The 16,102-nt window shown below is 67.7% G+C and carries 10 protein-coding genes and 1 tRNA gene; 9 read left to right on the forward strand and 2 right to left on the reverse strand.

The window, feature by feature from the left end:
- Nucleotides 1-58: 58 nt before the first annotated feature.
- From BDW27_RS14925 to rplA, 5 genes are all read left to right on the forward strand, one after another.
- Nucleotides 59-131, forward strand: a tRNA-Trp gene (locus BDW27_RS14925).
- Between the two features lie 101 nt (nucleotides 132-232).
- Nucleotides 233-487 carry a preprotein translocase subunit SecE gene (gene secE, locus BDW27_RS14930; RefSeq protein WP_017543023.1) on the forward strand — a complete coding sequence of 85 codons (255 nt, stop codon included), beginning with the start codon at nucleotides 233-235 and terminating at the stop codon, nucleotides 485-487.
- 227 nt (nucleotides 488-714) lie between these two features.
- Nucleotides 715-1,533: a transcription termination/antitermination protein NusG gene (nusG, locus tag BDW27_RS14935; RefSeq protein WP_110049731.1), complete on the forward strand. Its 819-nt coding sequence runs from the start codon at nucleotides 715-717 to the stop codon at nucleotides 1,531-1,533.
- Nucleotides 1,534-1,814: 281 nt separating this feature from the next.
- Complete coding sequence (gene rplK / locus BDW27_RS14940; protein WP_049569197.1) at nucleotides 1,815-2,243, forward strand: 50S ribosomal protein L11; 429 nt, start codon at nucleotides 1,815-1,817, stop codon at nucleotides 2,241-2,243.
- 86 nt (nucleotides 2,244-2,329) lie between these two features.
- On the forward strand, nucleotides 2,330-3,007 hold the full coding sequence (gene rplA, locus BDW27_RS14945) for a 50S ribosomal protein L1 (protein ID WP_049569194.1): 678 nt from the start codon (nucleotides 2,330-2,332) through the stop codon (nucleotides 3,005-3,007).
- 109 nt (nucleotides 3,008-3,116) lie between these two features.
- Here the strand turns inward: rplA and BDW27_RS14950 are convergent, their stop codons facing one another.
- Together BDW27_RS14950 and BDW27_RS14955 are read right to left on the reverse strand one after the other, a co-directional pair.
- The gene (locus tag BDW27_RS14950) at nucleotides 3,117-3,965 is read right to left on the reverse strand and encodes a hypothetical protein (protein WP_110049733.1); all 849 of its coding nucleotides are present in this window, start codon (nucleotides 3,963-3,965) and stop codon (nucleotides 3,117-3,119) included.
- A 114-nt stretch (nucleotides 3,966-4,079) separates the two neighbouring features.
- Nucleotides 4,080-4,838 carry a hypothetical protein gene (locus BDW27_RS14955; protein ID WP_110049735.1) on the reverse strand — a complete coding sequence of 253 codons (759 nt, stop codon included), beginning with the start codon at nucleotides 4,836-4,838 and terminating at the stop codon, nucleotides 4,080-4,082.
- A gap of 376 nt (nucleotides 4,839-5,214) precedes the next feature.
- Here BDW27_RS14955 and rplJ point away from each other — a divergent pair, with 376 nt between their 5' ends.
- The 4 genes from rplJ to BDW27_RS14975 all read left to right on the forward strand — a co-directional run bounded on the left by rplJ (nucleotide 5,215) and on the right by BDW27_RS14975 (nucleotide 14,430).
- Nucleotides 5,215-5,742 carry a 50S ribosomal protein L10 gene (gene rplJ / locus BDW27_RS14960; RefSeq protein WP_110049736.1) on the forward strand — a complete coding sequence of 176 codons (528 nt, stop codon included), beginning with the start codon at nucleotides 5,215-5,217 and terminating at the stop codon, nucleotides 5,740-5,742.
- Between the two features lie 97 nt (nucleotides 5,743-5,839).
- The gene (rplL, locus tag BDW27_RS14965; RefSeq protein WP_110049738.1) at nucleotides 5,840-6,223 is read left to right on the forward strand and encodes a 50S ribosomal protein L7/L12; all 384 of its coding nucleotides are present in this window, start codon (nucleotides 5,840-5,842) and stop codon (nucleotides 6,221-6,223) included.
- A gap of 826 nt (nucleotides 6,224-7,049) precedes the next feature.
- Nucleotides 7,050-10,517, forward strand: a complete 3,468-nt coding sequence (gene rpoB / locus BDW27_RS14970; RefSeq protein ID WP_110049740.1) for a DNA-directed RNA polymerase subunit beta — start codon at nucleotides 7,050-7,052, stop codon at nucleotides 10,515-10,517.
- Between the two features lie 34 nt (nucleotides 10,518-10,551).
- Nucleotides 10,552-14,430: a DNA-directed RNA polymerase subunit beta' gene (locus tag BDW27_RS14975; protein WP_017543014.1), complete on the forward strand. Its 3,879-nt coding sequence runs from the start codon at nucleotides 10,552-10,554 to the stop codon at nucleotides 14,428-14,430.
- Nucleotides 14,431-16,102 lie beyond the last annotated feature (1,672 nt).

A 16,102-nucleotide genomic window follows, 5' to 3' on the forward strand; every position in this document is an offset into this window, starting at 1 on the left:
CACAAGGGTGTGCGACAGCACTCCGGACCGGCTATGGTGGGGAACGCAGTTTCCGCTAAGGGCAGTGGCTCAATTGGCAGAGCACCGGTCTCCAAAACCGGCGGTTGGGGGTTCGAGTCCCTCCTGCCCTGCAAGTCCGCGCGTGGTCGGGGTGACGCATCGTCGCCGCCCCGGCCGCGAGGGCGACGGAACTACGGGGATACGAAGCAACCCGCGACCCTAAGGACCCCAGGTGACTCAGACTGACGCCGACGCGAAGCCCGACAAGGAGCCGAAGCGTCGTACCGGTCCGGTGACGTTCACCAAGCAGGTCGTCGGAGAACTCCGCAAGGTCCGTTGGCCCACGCGCAAGGAACTGGTCACCTACACCATCGTCGTGATGGTGTTCGTCGTGATCGTCCTCGCCTACGTCTCCCTCATGGACTTCGCCTTCGGTGAGGCCGTGACCTGGCTCTACGGCACCTTCGGCCGTCCCGCCGGAGCCTAGCTCCGACGTTCAGCCCCGCTCGGCGCCCCTTCTCGGGCGCCCTCGACGGTGGCCGTGTCCACCCTCACCCGGTTCCTTCCGACCGGACCTCGTCCGGTCACGCTCGTCCGCGCGTTGGTCCCGCTTCGCCCGGAGAGACCGTAAGCTGGCAGGACTGGGTTCGACGCACGGCCGGTTTTCGGCGTGCGTCGTGCGCACTAGCGAATCCGACGAGAGAAAGAGCAGCCGTGTCCGAGTCCCCACTGACCTCTGACGACTTCCCCGAAGAGGAGCCGGATCAGTCGTCGGCGGAAGAGACCGGCCTGGCGGGCGAGCTGTCCGAGGAAGCGGTCGAGCCGGCCGACGCCGACAGCCCCGAGCTGACCGAAGAGGCCGACGAGAGCACCGAGGACGCCGAAGAGGTCGAAGAGGCCGACGCGGAGCCCGAGCTGCCCCGTCTCGACCCCGTCGAGGAGTTCCGCAACGAGCTCGTCCTCCTGCCCGGCGACTGGTATGTCGTGCACACCTACGCGGGTTACGAGAAGCGGGTCAAGGCCAACGTCGAGAGCCGTACCCAGTCCCTCAACATGGAGGAGTACATCTTCCAGGTCGAGGTGCCCGAGCACGAGGTCACCGAGGTCAAGAGCGGCAAGCGCCAGCAGGTCACCGAGAAGGTCCTGCCCGGTTACGTCCTCGTCCGCATGGACCTGACCGACGAGTCCTGGTCCGCCATCCGCAACACCCCCGGCGTCACCGGCTTCGTGGGCCTGTCCAACAAGCCCGCCCCGCTCAGCCTCACCGAGGTGGCCAAGCTCCTGGCGCCCGAGCCGGAGGAGGAGCCGGAGCAGGCCCAGCAGGCCAGGTCCGGCGGCGGTGGCTCCGACTCCCGCTCGGACGTGGCGTACGAGGTCGGCGAGTCCGTCACCGTCATGGAGGGTCCGTTCGCGACCCTGCCCGCCACGGTCAGCGAGATCAACGCCGACACCCAGAAGCTCAAGGTGCTGGTGTCGATCTTCGGTCGCGAGACCCCGGTCGAGCTCTCGTTCAACCAGGTCGCCAAGATCTGACCCCGTGGGGCCTTTCCCACAACCCGCCCGGACCACTGTCCGGGCGACGTAGACTTGGTGGGTCCGTCCCTCGCGGGGCGGACCCACTGTCGCGCTGTCCCACCCGGGTGCGAACCCTGGCGGAACGCGCTCCGGTCCGTCCGGTCCCGACGGGCCGTGACCCCGTGCCCCTGGCACGGACAGCCTCCTTCGGCAGCGGTTCCACCGCGGTCCCCGTGGCCCGTGGCGCCGTGGGGGAGGCAGGGATCGGCACACAACGCAGATCAGGCAAAGGACCCGATATGCCTCCGAAGAAGAAACTTGCCGCACTCGTCAAGGTGCAGCTCCCCGCTGGTCAGGCGACCCCGGCGCCGCCCGTCGGTACCGCTCTCGGTCCGCATGGCGTCAACATCATGGACTTCTGCAAGCAGTACAACGCTGCTACGGAAGCCCAGCGCGGCAGCGTCATCCCCGTCGAGATCTCCATCTACGAGGACCGCTCCTTCACCTTCATCACCAAGACGCCCCCGGCGCCTCGGCTGATCCTGAAGGCCGCCGGGCTGGACAAGGCCGCCACCGACCCGGGTCGCAGCACCGCCGGTTCGATCACCGCCGACCAGGTCCGTGAGATCGCGCAGACCAAGCTGCCCGACCTCAACACCGACGACATCGAGGCCGCGTCCAAGATCGTCGCCGGCACCGCCCGCTCGATGGGCATCGAGGTCAAGTAGCTCCCCTCGGGGTTGCTCGACGGCAAGAACCACCGTGGCAGGGCCAGCGCTGGCCCTAGGACCACACGTTCCCGTAGGAGAACAGCGTGAAGCGCAGCAAGAACCACCGCAAAGCCACGAACCTGGTGGACCGCGACCGGCTCTACAGCCCCGCCGAGGCTCTGAAGCTGGCCAAGGAGACCACCAACGTCAAGTTCGACGCGACCGTCGAGGTCGCCCTGCGCCTGGGCGTCGACCCGCGCAAGGCCGACCAGATGGTCCGCGGCACCGTGAACCTGCCGAACGGCACCGGCAAGACCGCTCGGGTCCTGGTCTTCGCGACCGGTGAGCGTGCCGAGCAGGCTCGTGCCGCTGGCGCCGACATCGTCGGCGACGACGAGCTGGTCGAGAAGGTCCAGAACGGCTTCCTCGACTTCGACTCCGTCGTGGCCACCCCGGACCTCATGGGCAAGGTCGGCCGCCTGGGCCGCGTGCTCGGTCCGCGTGGCCTCATGCCCAACCCGAAGACGGGTACCGTCACCCCGGACGTGGCCAAGGCCGTGACCGAGATCAAGGGCGGCAAGATCGAGTTCCGCGTGGACCGCCACGGGAACCTGCACTTCATCATCGGCAAGGTCTCGTTCGACGAGCCCAAGCTGCTGGAGAACTACCAGGCCGCGATCGACGAGGTCAACCGCCTCAAGCCGTCCGCCGCCAAGGGCCGCTACATCAAGAAGGCCGTGGTCACCACCACGATGGGCCCGAGCATCCCGCTCGACGCCTAGGGCCTTCCTTGCGGGGCGCGCGTTCGCGTCCGCCCCGGCCCCGTGTGACACACGAACGGCCCCCGCCCTCCTCAGGGAGTGCGGGGGCCGTTTCGCGTGTGCGGGGGTGTTACACGGTGCCGATCTCGTCCTCGGAGGGCATGTCGAAGGAGGTCGAGCCGATAGCGGAGAACTCCATCCAGACGTCGGACTCGTCGTCGGAGAACTCGATGCGCATCGGGAAGCCGTCGGCGTCCAGCCAGAGCTTGGCGTCCATGGCGCTCTCCAGGCCGCCGCTGAACAGCTTCTCCACGGCGCCGCGCTCCTCCGCGCTCAGCTCGGAGATGTCGCCCGTGGACATCGTGCCCTCGACCACGGTGGTCTCGACGCCGTCGATCTCCTCGGTGCCGACCTCGGTGACGTCCTCCAGGTCGGAGAAGGCGCCGGCCAGGTCGGGGAGCGCCTCGACGTCGAAGCTCTCGGTCGGGTCGGCGTTCTCGTCGACCTCCCCGCGGAACCACGGGGTCCCGGCACCGTAGACGCCGTGGGGGTCGGCGATGAGGGTGTCGCCGTCCTCCGTGAGCAGGACGGTGGAGGCGCCCAGGTCCTCAGCGGTGACGCCGTCGGGGACCCCTCCGGCCATGGACATCAGCTCGAACATCGTCTCGCCGAGGAAGGGCATGTCCACGGTGGCGAGGATCGCCGCGGGGTCGTCGGTCACCTGGTAGTTGAAGGTGACGGTGACGTCGCCCTCGGCCGTGGGGTCGAGGGTCTGCACCTCCATGTCGAGGGTGTAGTTGGTGAGTTCCTGGGTGCTGGAACCCATGTTGCCCAGCAGTTCCTCCAGGGCGGAGCCGGAGGAGGCCTCGTCGGCGTCGGCGGTGCCTTCGGCGGCGGGCTCCTCGTTACCGCAGGCGGTGAGGGCGAGGAGGAGGGAGAGGGAGCCGGCGGCGATCGCGGCGGGCTTACGGGTCTTCACGCGTACGTGTGCTTTCTCTGAGAGGGCGCGTCAGAGAGGGGGTGCGCCCAAGTGAGTTCCATGTTCGCACCTCAGACGGACATTCCACCCCTTCCGGTTCCCATGGGGCGGGTGTCAGTTCCGCACGGGCTCACTCACCTCGTCGCCGTTGGGGACATGGAAGGCCGTGTCGCCCCGCTCGGAGAACTCCAGCCACAGCGAGGAGGTGGGTCCGGCGGACTCCATGCGGACGGGGAAGCCCTCGGCGTCCACCCAGACGGAGACGTCCAGCCGTCCCGACACGTCCTCGCCGAGCAGGGGCGCGAAGGCGGCCCGCTCCTCGGGGCCGGAACCCTCCGCCAACGCGGGCAGGAACCCGTGAAGGGGGAGCGTGCCGGTCTCCCCGATGTTCTCCGAGGTGCCGGGGTCGGCCCCCCGCATCGCGGACAGCAGGCCGACCAGATTGCCCAGGGAGCCGAGGTCGAGAACCTCGGCCGGGGAGGGCGAGGGCAGGAGGGAGTCGCCCCGGACCCACTCGGTGGGCGCGCCGAGCAGGTTCTCGGAGTCGAGCAGCAGGGCCTGCCCCTCCTCCGGGTAGACCACCACCAGTTCGGGGCCGCCCTCGGGGGCACTCAGCGTGGCCCGCACGGCGGCAGGGGAGTCCGACACCTCGTAGGTCAGCAGCGTCCCCGTCCCGCCCGCGGGTCCGGGGCCGAAGCCGAGTTCGAGGGTGTAGTTGTCGGCGTCCGAGGCCGCTTCGGCCAGGGCTGCGAGCAGTGCCTCGGTGTCGGCCTCCTCGTACCAGGGCCGGTCGGCGGAGGGGAAGAGCGCGCATCCGGACAGGGCGACGGAGAGGGCGCAGGCCAGGGCCAGGGCGGAACGGGGGGATTCCACAGCGGAGGGGACTCCTTCGGAGCGGGGGGGCTCGGGCGTCCCATGGTGTCATCCCGGCCTCCGGTGGAGGAGGGGAGCGCGGCACGTGTCGGTGATCACCCGATCCGGGCCCGCTCGACTACCCGAGCACTCCGGTCGTCGGCTAGCATTGGTACTTGCCGAAGACCGCTGGTCGTCACCCGCTCGGGTGACCCAAGGACCCATTGATGGGCGCCCGCGCAGGTGTCACCAGAGCTTTCCCGTTCCGGAACGTGCCAGCCACGTACTGAGAACGCGGTCGTGCCCCGTGCGCCTCGCGCTCGGGGCTTTTTCTCGTGCTGACGCCGATCATGGAGCCCTTGGGAATCAACCAGCGTTCACTGTTGGAAGGAGTCCCATGGCGAGGCCGGACAAGGCAGCCGCGGTCGCCGAACTCACGGACGAGTTCCGTGAGTCTAACGGCGCCGTGCTGACCGAATACCGGGGGCTCACTGTCGCGCAGATCACTGAACTGCGCCGCAGCCTCGGTCAGACAGCGCGTTTTCGCATCGTCAAGAACACGCTGACCAAGATCGCGGTCAAGGAGGCCGGCGTCGACGAGCAGATCACCGATCTGCTCGAGGGCCCGTCCGCCATCGCCTTCGTCCACGGGGACGTCGTCGAGGCCGCGAAGGGTCTGCGTGACTTCGCGAAGACGAACACGCCTCTGGTGATCAAGGGCGGCATCATCGACGGTAAGTCGATGAGCGCCGAGGACGTCACCAAGCTGGCCGATCTGGAGTCCCGAGAGGTTCTCCTCTCGAAGCTGGCCGGTGCGCTCAAGGCCAAGCAGGGCCAGGCCGCCGCCGTCTTCCAGGCGCTTCCGCTCAAGACCGCGCGTCTCGCGCAGGCCCTGGCGGACAAGCGTGCCGAGGAAGCCGCTTAATTTCCATGAACCACGGCGGGTGCCCACCGGGCCCGGCCACTGGCTCGCACGATGCGCCGATGGGCGCCCGTGTCGTTAGAGAAAGAGAGATCGCATCATGGCGAAGCTCAGCAACGAGGAACTGCTTGCCGCGTTCGAGGGCATGACCCTCCTCGAGGTCTCCGAGTTCGTGAAGCTGTTCGAGGAGAAGTTCGACGTCACCGCCGCCGCCCCGGCCGCCGTCGTCGCCGCCGGCCCCGCCGGTGCCGCCCCGGCCGCCGAGGAGGAGAAGGACGAGTTCGACGTCATCCTCGAGGGTGCTGGCGACAAGAAGATCCAGGTCATCAAGGAGGTCCGCGGCCTCACGAGCCTGGGTCTCAAGGAGGCCAAGGACCTCGTCGACAACGCCCCGAAGGCGCTCCTCGAGGGCGTGAACAAGGAGGCCGCGGAGAAGGCCAAGGCCGCCCTTGAGGGCGCTGGCGCCACCGTCACCCTCAAGTAGTCCTCCGCGGGCGCCAGTCGCCCGCTGGTCTGCGTGAAGCGGCCGTTCCTCCCTACGGGGAGGGGCGGCCGCTTTCTCGTGTCCGGGGGCGCCTCCGGGGATCCGCCGGGATTCGGTCCTCCGGGAACCGGGAGGTTCCGGACAGGGTTCGGGGGCCGAAGGTCCCCGGGGGGTGGCGGGCCAACGTCCCGTATGTCGTGAACGACGCCGTGTCTGAACCGTCGTGAGCTGGGTGATGTGCGAAGCTGGGGCGGTTCGCGGACGTGGACCCCGAGTTCCCGTGTGCGAACTGTCCCCGGGACGCGATAATCTCCCGTCCCGGGAATCCTGACGGGCTCCGGAGAGAGTGTTTACCCGCCTGGGGCGGGGGAATCCTTCCGGGTGTCCGTTGGCTCACATCCCCCGTGGGGCCAGGGCAGGCGCGCTGTTTCACCCTGATGGTCCAGGGCCTTCCCCCGGGGATGTGCGCGGTGGCGTTGGTGTCGTCGACCGGGTCCGTCCCGGGACCACCGGTCCCTCACGGGGGTGCTGGTGGCCGCACGCCGGGCTTGACGGATCGCCCTCCAGGGGTGATCCTGCCGGTGTCGTGAGTGGCGCTGTGGACCGTGAGTGGACAGCGGTGTGGTGTTCGGCTACACTGCTCTTTTGCGCTGCCCTTTGGTGATCCCTGTGTCGGTGTACGGCTTCCGCCATCCCATTTTTCTGGAATCCGGAAGGCCCGTCCCCGCTCGATGTGACCGTCTCAACCGCGTTGCGGCGGTCCCTCTCGTGACGGATCGTCTGGCGTGCGCGCTTCAACCGCCACAAGCCTTCGGAAGGACCCCTGTTGGCAGCCTCGCGCAACGCCTCCGCTAACGCCCTTGGTCCGCACCGCGTTTCTTTCGCCCGTATCCAGGAACCCCTCGAGGTTCCGAACCTTCTGGCCCTGCAGACCGAGTCGTTCGACTGGCTGCTGGGCAACGACACGTGGAAGACCCGGGTCGAGACGGCCCGCAACGCCGGCCGCAAGGACGTTCCGGAGCAGTCCGGTCTCGAAGAGATCTTCGAGGAGATCAGCCCGATCGAGGACTTCTCGGGCACGATGTCTCTTTCGTTCCGTGACCATCGGTTCGAGCCGCCCAAGTACTCCGAGGAGGAGTGCAAGGACAAGGACATGACGTACTCCGCCCCGATGTTCGTCACGGCGGAGTTCATCAACAACGACACCGGTGAGATCAAGAGCCAGACGGTGTTCATGGGCGACTTCCCGCTCATGACCGTCAAGGGCACCTTCATCATCAACGGCACCGAGCGCGTTGTCGTGTCCCAGCTGGTCCGCTCCCCGGGCGTGTACTTCGACAAGTCCGTCGACAAGACCTCGGACAAGGACCTCTTCGGCTGCAAGGTCATCCCGTCCCGCGGCGCCTGGCTCGAGTTCGAGGTCGACAAGCGCGACTTCGTCGGCGTCCGCATCGACCGTAAGCGCAAGCAGGGCGTCACCGTCCTGCTCAAGGCGCTGGGCTGGACCACGGACCAGATCCTGGAGCGTTTCGGCCAGTACGAGTCGATCCGCAACACCCTGGAGAAGGACCCCACCGCCGGTACCGACGACGCGCTGCTGGACATCTACCGCAAGCTGCGTCCGGGAGAGCCGCCCACGAAGGAGTCGGCCCAGGCGCTGCTGGAGAACCTGTACTTCAACCCCAAGCGCTACGACCTCGCCAAGGTCGGCCGGTACAAGATCAACAAGAAGCTCGGCCTCGACACCGACTTCACGCAGGGCACCCTCACCGAAGAGGACATCGTCGCGACCATCGACTACCTCGTGCGCCTGCACGCCGGTGAGGTCGAGAAGGAGACCGTCCTCGGCCTCCGTCCGGTCGAGACCGACGACATCGACCACTTCGGCAACCGTCGCCTGCGCACCGTCGGCGAGCTCATCCAGAACCAGGTCCGTCTGGGCCTGGCCCGTATGGAGCGCGTCGTCCGCGAGCGGATGACCACCCAGGACGTCGAGGCGATCACGCCGCAGACCCTGATCAACATCCGTCCCGTCGTCGCCTCCATCAAGGAGTTCTTCGGCACCTCGCAGCTGTCCCAGTTCATGGACCAGACCAACCCGCTCGCGGGTCTGACCCACAAGCGCCGTCTCTCGGCGCTGGGTCCGGGCGGTCTGTCCCGTGAGCGCGCGGGCTTCGAGGTCCGTGACGTGCACCCCTCGCACTACGGCCGCATGTGCCCGATCGAGACGCCTGAGGGCCCGAACATCGGTCTGATCGGCTCGCTCGCCGCCTACGGCCGGGTGAACTCCTTCGGGTTCGTCGAGACCCCGTACCGGAAGATCATCGGCGGCAAGGTCTCCGACCAGGTCGACTACCTGACCGCTGACGAAGAGGACCTCTACGTCATCGCGCAGGCGAACACCCCGATGAACCCGGACGGGAGCTTCGCCGAGGCCGGCGTGCTCGTCCGCCGTAAGGGCGGGGAGTTCGAGCAGGTCAGCACCGACGAGGTCGACTACATGGACGTGTCGCCGCGCCAGATGGTGTCGGTCGCCACCGCCATGATCCCGTTCCTGGAGCACGACGACGCCAACCGCGCGCTCATGGGCTCCAACATGCAGCGCCAGGCCGTGCCGCTGCTGCGCGCCGAGTCGCCCTTCGTCGGCACCGGCATGGAGTACCGCGCCGCCACCGACGCCGGCGAGGTCATCATCGCCGAGAAGGCCGGTGTGGTCGAGGACGTCACCGCCGACTACGTCACCGTGATGGCTGACGACGGCACGCGCAAGACGTACCGCATGGGCAAGTTCCAGCGCTCCAACCAGGGAACCTGCTTCAACCAGCGCCCCATCGTGCACGAGGGTCAGCGCATCGAGGTCAAGCAGGTCCTCGCCGACGGTCCGTCCACGGACCAGGGCGAGATGTCGCTGGGCAAGAACCTCCTCGTGGCGTACATGTCCTGGGAGGGGCACAACTACGAGGACGCGATCATCCTCAGCCAGCGTCTGGTGCAGGACGACGTCCTCTCCTCGATCCACATCGAGGAGCACGAGGTTGACGCCCGTGACACCAAGCTCGGCCCGGAGGAGATCACCCGCGAGATCCCCAACGTCAGCGAGGAGGTCCTCGCCGACCTCGACGACCGGGGCATCATCCGCATCGGCGCCGAGGTCGTCGACGGCGACATCCTCGTCGGCAAGGTCACGCCCAAGGGTGAGACCGAGCTGACCCCGGAGGAGCGCCTGCTGCGCGCCATCTTCGGTGAGAAGGCCCGCGAGGTCCGCGACACCTCCCTGAAGGTGCCGCACGGCGAGACCGGCAAGGTCATCGGCGTTCGCGTGTTCAGCCGCGACGAGGGCGACGAGCTCGCCCCCGGCGTCAACGAGATGGTCCGCGTCTACGTGGCCCAGAAGCGCAAGATCACCGACGGTGACAAGCTCGCCGGTCGTCACGGCAACAAGGGCGTCATCTCGAAGATCCTGCCCCAGGAGGACATGCCCTTCCTGGAGGACGGCACCCCCGTCGACATCATCCTCAACCCGCTGGGCGTCCCCGGCCGAATGAACGTCGGTCAGGTACTGGAGGTCCACCTGGGCTGGCTGGCCAAGAACGGCTGGTTGGTCGAGGGGGTCGAGGAGGAGTGGCAGAAGTCGCTGCACGCGATCGGAGCGGCCGAGGTCGACCCGAACTCGCGCGTGGCCACGCCGGTCTTCGACGGCCTGCACGGTGACGAGCTCAGCGGCCTCATCCAGTCGGTCCGCCCGAACAAGGACGGCAACCGCCTCATCAACGAGGACGGCAAGGCCCGCCTGTTCGACGGCCGCACCGGTGAGCCCTTCGCCGAGCCGATCTCCGTCGGCTACAAGTACATCCTGAAGCTCCACCACCTCGTGGACGACAAGATCCACGCCCGTTCCACCGGCCCGTACTCCATGATCACGCAGCAGCCGCTGGGTGGTAAGGCGCAGTTCGGCGGCCAGCGGTTCGGCGAGATGGAGGTCTGGGCGCTGGAGGCCTACGGTGCCGCCTACGCCCTCCAGGAGCTGCTCACCATCAAGTCCGACGACGTGGTGGGTCGAGTCAAGGTCTACGAGGCCATCGTCAAGGGCGAGAACATCCCCGAGCCGGGCATCCCTGAGTCCTTCAAGGTGCTCATCAAGGAGATGCAGTCGCTCTGTCTGAACGTGGAGGTGCTGTCCAGTGACGGTATGTCCATCGAGATGCGGGACAGTGACGAGGACGTCTTCCGCGCCGCGGAAGAACTGGGAATCGACCTGGGCAGGCGAGAGCCGAGCAGTGTCGAAGAGGTCTAACTTCCGCGGGATTCGAGAGCAGGGGACGAATTAAGTGCTCGACGTCAACTTCTTCGACGAGCTGCGGATTGGCCTCGCCACCGCTGATGACATTCGCCAGTGGTCGCACGGCGAGGTCAAGAAGCCCGAAACCATCAACTACCGCACCCTCAAGCCCGAGAAGGACGGACTCTTCTGCGAGAAGATCTTCGGTCCGACCCGGGACTGGGAGTGCTACTGCGGCAAGTACAAGCGCGTCCGCTTCAAGGGCATCATCTGTGAGCGCTGCGGCGTCGAGGTGACCCGTGCCAAGGTGCGCCGTGAGCGGATGGGCCACATCGAGCTGGCCGCTCCCGTCACGCACATCTGGTACTTCAAGGGCGTGCCCTCCCGCCTGGGCTACCTGCTGGACCTGGCGCCGAAGGATCTCGAGAAGATCATCTACTTCGCCGCCTACATGGTCACGTGGGTGGACACCGAGGCCCGTGAGCGCGACCTCCAGTCGCTGGAAGCCCGGATCTCGGTCGAGAAGCAGCACCTGGAGCAGCGTCGCGACTCCACCATCGAGGAGCGCCACCGCAAGCTCGAGGCCGACCTGGCCGAGCTCGAGGAGCAGGGTGCCAAGGGCGACGCGCGCCGCAAGGTGCGCGAGGGCGCCGAGCGTGAGATGCGCCAGCTGCGCGACCGCGCCCAGCGCGAGATCGACCGCCTCGACGAGGTGTGGAGCCGTTTCAAGAACCTCAAGGTCCAGGACCTCGAGGGCGACGAGATGCTCTACCGCGAGATGCGCGACCGTTTCGGGAAGTACTTCCGTGGCGGCATGGGCGCCCAGGCCATCCAGGACCGCCTGTCCAACTTCGAGCTGGACGAGGAGGCGGAGAAGCTCCGGGAGACCATCCGCACCGGCAAGGGCCAGAAGAAGGCCCGCGCCCTGAAGCGGCTCAAGGTCGTCTCGGCGTTCCTCAACACCACCAACAGCCCCATGGGCATGGTGCTGGACTGCATCCCGGTGATCCCGCCGGACCTGCGTCCGATGGTGCAGCTGGACGGTGGCCGCTTCGCGACCTCCGACCTCAACGACCTGTACCGCCGCGTCATCAACCGGAACAACCGCCTCAAGCGGCTGCTGGACCTGGGCGCGCCCGAGATCATCGTCAACAACGAGAAGCGGATGCTCCAGGAGGCCGTCGACGCGCTGTTCGACAACGGCCGCCGTGGTCGCCCGGTCACCGGTCCCGGTAACCGTCCGCTCAAGTCGCTGTCCGACATGCTCAAGGGCAAGCAGGGTCGCTTCCGTCAGAACCTGCTCGGCAAGCGCGTCGACTACTCCGGCCGTTCGGTCATCGTCGTCGGCCCGCAGCTGAAGCTGCACCAGTGTGGTCTGCCCAAGCAGATGGCCCTGGAGCTCTTCAAGCCGTTCGTGATGAAGCGCCTGGTGGACCTGAACCACGCGCAGAACATCAAGAGCGCCAAGCGCATGGTGGAGCGGTCCCGCCCCGTCGTGTGGGACGTCCTCGAAGAGGTCATCACCGAGCACCCGGTGCTGCTGAACCGTGCTCCGACGCTGCACCGCCTGGGCATCCAGGCCTTCGAGCCGCAGCTGGTCGAGGGCAAGGCCATCCAGATCCACCCGCTCGTGTGCACCGCGTTCAACGCGGACTTCGACGGTGACCAGATGGCCGTGCACCTGCCGCTGTCCGCCGAGGCCCAGGCCGAGGCGCGGCTGCTGATGCTCGCCACCAACAACATCCTCAAGCCGTCCGACGGCAAGCCCGTGACCATGCCCACCCAGGACATGATCATCGGCCTGTTCTACCTGACGACCGAGCGCGCGGGTGCCGCGGGCGAGGGTCGTGCCTTCCGTTCCCCGGCCGAGGCCATCATGGCCTACGACCTGGGCGACCTGGACCTCCAGGCCAAGATCCGGCTGCGTATCGCCGACGGCGCTCCCGCGCCCAAGGACTGGACGCCGCCGGAGGGCTGGGAGCAGGGCGACGTCTACGTCCTGGAGACCACGCTGGGCCGGTACCTCTTCAACGAGGCCACCCCGGTGGACTACCCGTACGTCAACTTCCAGGTGGGCAAGAAGCAGGTCTCGGTGCTGGTCAACGACCTCGCCGAGAACTACCCCAAGGTCCAGGTCGCCACGACCCTGGACGCCCTGAAGGACGCCGGTTACCGCTGGGCCACCCGGTCCGGTCTGACCATCGGCATCGAGGACGTCGTCGCGCCTCCGCGCAAGGCCGAGATCCTCGGCGGGTACGAGCGCAAGGCCGACAAGATCCAGCGCGAGTACGACCGCGGTCTGATCACCGACGACGAGCGCCGTCAGGAGCTCACCGAGGTGTGGACCCAGGCCACGGCCGAGGTCGCCAAGGACATGGAGGACAACTTCCCCGCCGACAACCCGGTGTGGATGATGGTCCAGTCCGGTGCGCGTGGTAACCCGATGCAGGTGCGCCAGATCGCCGGTATCCGTGGTCTGGTCTCCAACACCAAGGGTGAGACCATCCCGCGTCCGATCAAGTCCTCCTACCGTGAGGGCCTGTCCGTGCTGGAGTACTTCATCTCCACGCACGGTCAGCGCAAGGGTCTGGCGGACACCGCCCTGCGTACCGCCGACTCGGGTTACCTGACCCGTCGTCTGGTGGACGTCGCGCAGGACGTCATCGTCCGCGAGATCGACTGCGGCACGGACCGTTCGCTGTGGCACGAGATCGGTGAGAAGAACGCCGCCGGCGTCGTCGTGCGCAAGCACAACGTCGAGAACACCGGTTTCGGTCGGACCATCGCCGAGGACACGCTGGACCCCGAGGGCAACCTCGTCCTTCCGGCGCTGTCCGACACCTCCGAGCAGAACATCGACAAGCTGGTCGCCGCCGGGGTCACCCGCGTGCGCATCCGCTCGTCGCTGACCTGTGAGGCGAAGATCGGTGTCTGCACCACCTGCTACGGCCGCTCCATGGCGACCGGCAAGCCGGTGGACGTCGGTGAGGCGATCGGTATCATCGCGGCCCAGTCCATCGGTGAGCCCGGTACCCAGCTGACCATGCGTACCTTCCACATGGGTGGTTCGGCCGGTCAGGACATCACCCACGGTCTGCCCCGTGTCCAGGAGCTCTTCGAGGCCCGCGTCCCCAAGGGTGTGGCCCCGATCTCCGAGATGGAGGGCCGGATCAGGGTCGACGACACCGAGAAGAGCCGCAAGATCGTCGTCATCCCCGACGACGGCACGGACGAGATCGCCTACCCGGTCCCGATGCGTGCGCAGCTCCTGGTGAGCGACGGCGACCACGTCAAGGTCGGCCAGCAGCTCATCCAGGGTGCGATCAACCCGCACGAGGTTCTTCGTATCCAGGGCCCGCGCGCGGTGCAGCAGCACCTCGTGTCGGAGGTCCAGGAGGTGTACAAGTCGCAGGGTGTGTCCATCCACGACAAGCACATCGAGATCATCGTCCGCCAGATGCTCAAGCGGGTGAACATCCTGGAGTCCGGTGACACCGAGCTCCTGCCCGGTGAGATGGTCGAGCGGCCGAAGTTCGAGCGGATCAACCGACGCGTCGTGTCCGAGGGCGGCCAGCCCGCCGCCGGACGTCCGGTGCTGCTGGGTATCACCAAGGCCTCTCTGGCCACGGAGTCCTGGCTGTCGGCGGCCTCCTTCCAGGAGACCACCCGCGTGCTGACCGAGAACGCGATCCACGGTAAGAGCGACCCGCTGCTGGGCCTCAAGGAGAACGTCATCATCGGTAAGCTCATCCCGGCCGGTACTGGTATTCCGCAGTACCGCAACATCCGGGTGGAGCCGACCGAGGAGGCCAAGGCCTCGATGTACTCGGTCTCCGGTTACGAGGAGCCCAGCGAGTACACCTTCGGTCAGGGTTCGGGCGAGGCCGTTCCGCTGGAGGAGTACGACTTCGGTCCGTACAACCGGTAGGTCCAACCTGAACGTTGGTTGAGCTGACGGCGGTGGTCAGCCACCCCCATCACCGGGGGTGGCCCCGCCGCCGTTTCGTCGTTGTCGGTTCGTACACTGCGGTGCGGACGGGGAGAGGGCGCTTCGGCGCTGTCGGGAGAGCAGGCAAGTGACTGATAACGGGGGCGGGACGCCGGGCAACCGTGCGTCCGATGCGGACGGGGACTCCTGGTTCAAGCCCAGCGAGAACCGCTACCGCACACAGTCGGAGTACCAGGACCCCCTGGAGGAGGACGCGGCCGCGAACCCGGGGGAGGGGAGCGCGGAGGGCGCGGTCTTCCCCGACAGCGGCGGCTACGCGGGGTTGAGCGCCTCGCGTCCGGCGATGGTCGAGCCCTACCCGGACGCTCTGGGCGGTCCGCCCTCGGCGCCCGGTATCTCGTACCCGGGTGCGGGCACGTCGGCCTACGAGCCGGTGACCCGTTTCCCGGGGGAGGACCCCCTCGCCGTCCGCGAGCCCGGGTACCCGGGCATCGCGGCCAGCGCCGAGGTGCCGCTACCCCCTGAGGACGACAGCTGGGCCAACTCCCGCGGCTCGTGGGAGGGGCCCGCTCCCGCCGGTGAGCGCACCGCTCCCGCGACGGGGGAGCCCGCCTCCGCCCAGGACCCGTGGAACCCGCAGGAGTCCCTCTCCGGCCACGGGTGGGAGTCCGGGGGCTCGGAGTCCTCGACTGCCGGGCACACTCCGGGCGCTCCTCGCGACCCAGGTTCCTCCAGCGACTCGTGGGATTCGCGGGACTCCGGCTCTCCGCTGGGATCCGATTCCGCACGGGACGCATGGATGCCCCTGGCCTCGACCCCTGGTTCCAGGGATTCCGAGGCTCCCTCCGGGGTTGCCTCCGGTGCTCCCGAGGGCTCTGGTTCCGTTGGCGACTCCTGGTCTTCGCGGGACTCCGCTGCCTCGCTTGGTTCCGACCCGCACGACACCGACGCTGCCCCGTGGTCCTCCCCGGACTCCGGTTCCGCCGGTGAACTGTGGGGTTCGGACTTCGACGCGCGGCCGTCCCAGGGTTCCTGGGGCTCCGAGCTCGACTCCGGCTCGTCCGGTGATTCGTGGGGTTCCGGGGATTCCGATTCGCTTGTGTCCTCGGACTTCGCGCCCTCGGGTGCTCCTGAGGACTCCGGTTCTGTTGGCGATTCCTGGTCTTCGCGGGACTCCGCTGCCTCGCTTGGTTCCGACCCGTACGACACCGACGCTGCCCCGTGGCGCTCCCCGGACTCCGGTCCCTCCGGTGACTCACGCGGTGCGGCCCTGGGGCAGGACGCGTGGTCGCCGCAGGAGTCGGCACCCGGGGCCGTCCGCGGTCCCGCTCAGGACTCCGGTTCCGCCGGTGAACTGTGGGGTTCGGATTCCGAAGCGCTGTCGTCCCGGGGTTCCTGGGACTCCGCGTCTTCGGCTAGCGGTGCTTCTCGCGACTCCGGTTCGTCCGGTGATTCGTGGGGTTCCGGGGACTCCGATTCGCTTGTGTCCTCGGACTTCGCGCCCTCGGGTGCTTCTGAGGACTCCGGTTCTGTCGGGGACTCCTGGTCTTCGCGGGACTCCGCTGCCTCGCGTGGTTCCGACCCGTACGACACCGACGCTGCCCCGTGGTCCTCCCCGGACTCCGGTCCCTCCGATGATTCGTGGGACTCC

This window comes from Nocardiopsis sp. L17-MgMaSL7 (genome assembly GCF_003182025.1).
Classification (GTDB): Bacteria; Actinomycetota; Actinomycetes; order Streptosporangiales; family Streptosporangiaceae; genus Nocardiopsis; species Nocardiopsis prasina.

Coding starts and splice junctions, on each gene's coding strand:
- rplK (WP_049569197.1), top strand. CDS start 1,815: ATGCCTCCGAAGAAGAAACTTGCCGCACTCGTCAAGGTGCAGCTCCCC.
- rplL (WP_110049738.1), top strand. CDS start 5,840: ATGGCGAAGCTCAGCAACGAGGAACTGCTTGCCGCGTTCGAGGGCATG.
- rplJ (WP_110049736.1), top strand. CDS start 5,215: ATGGCGAGGCCGGACAAGGCAGCCGCGGTCGCCGAACTCACGGACGAG.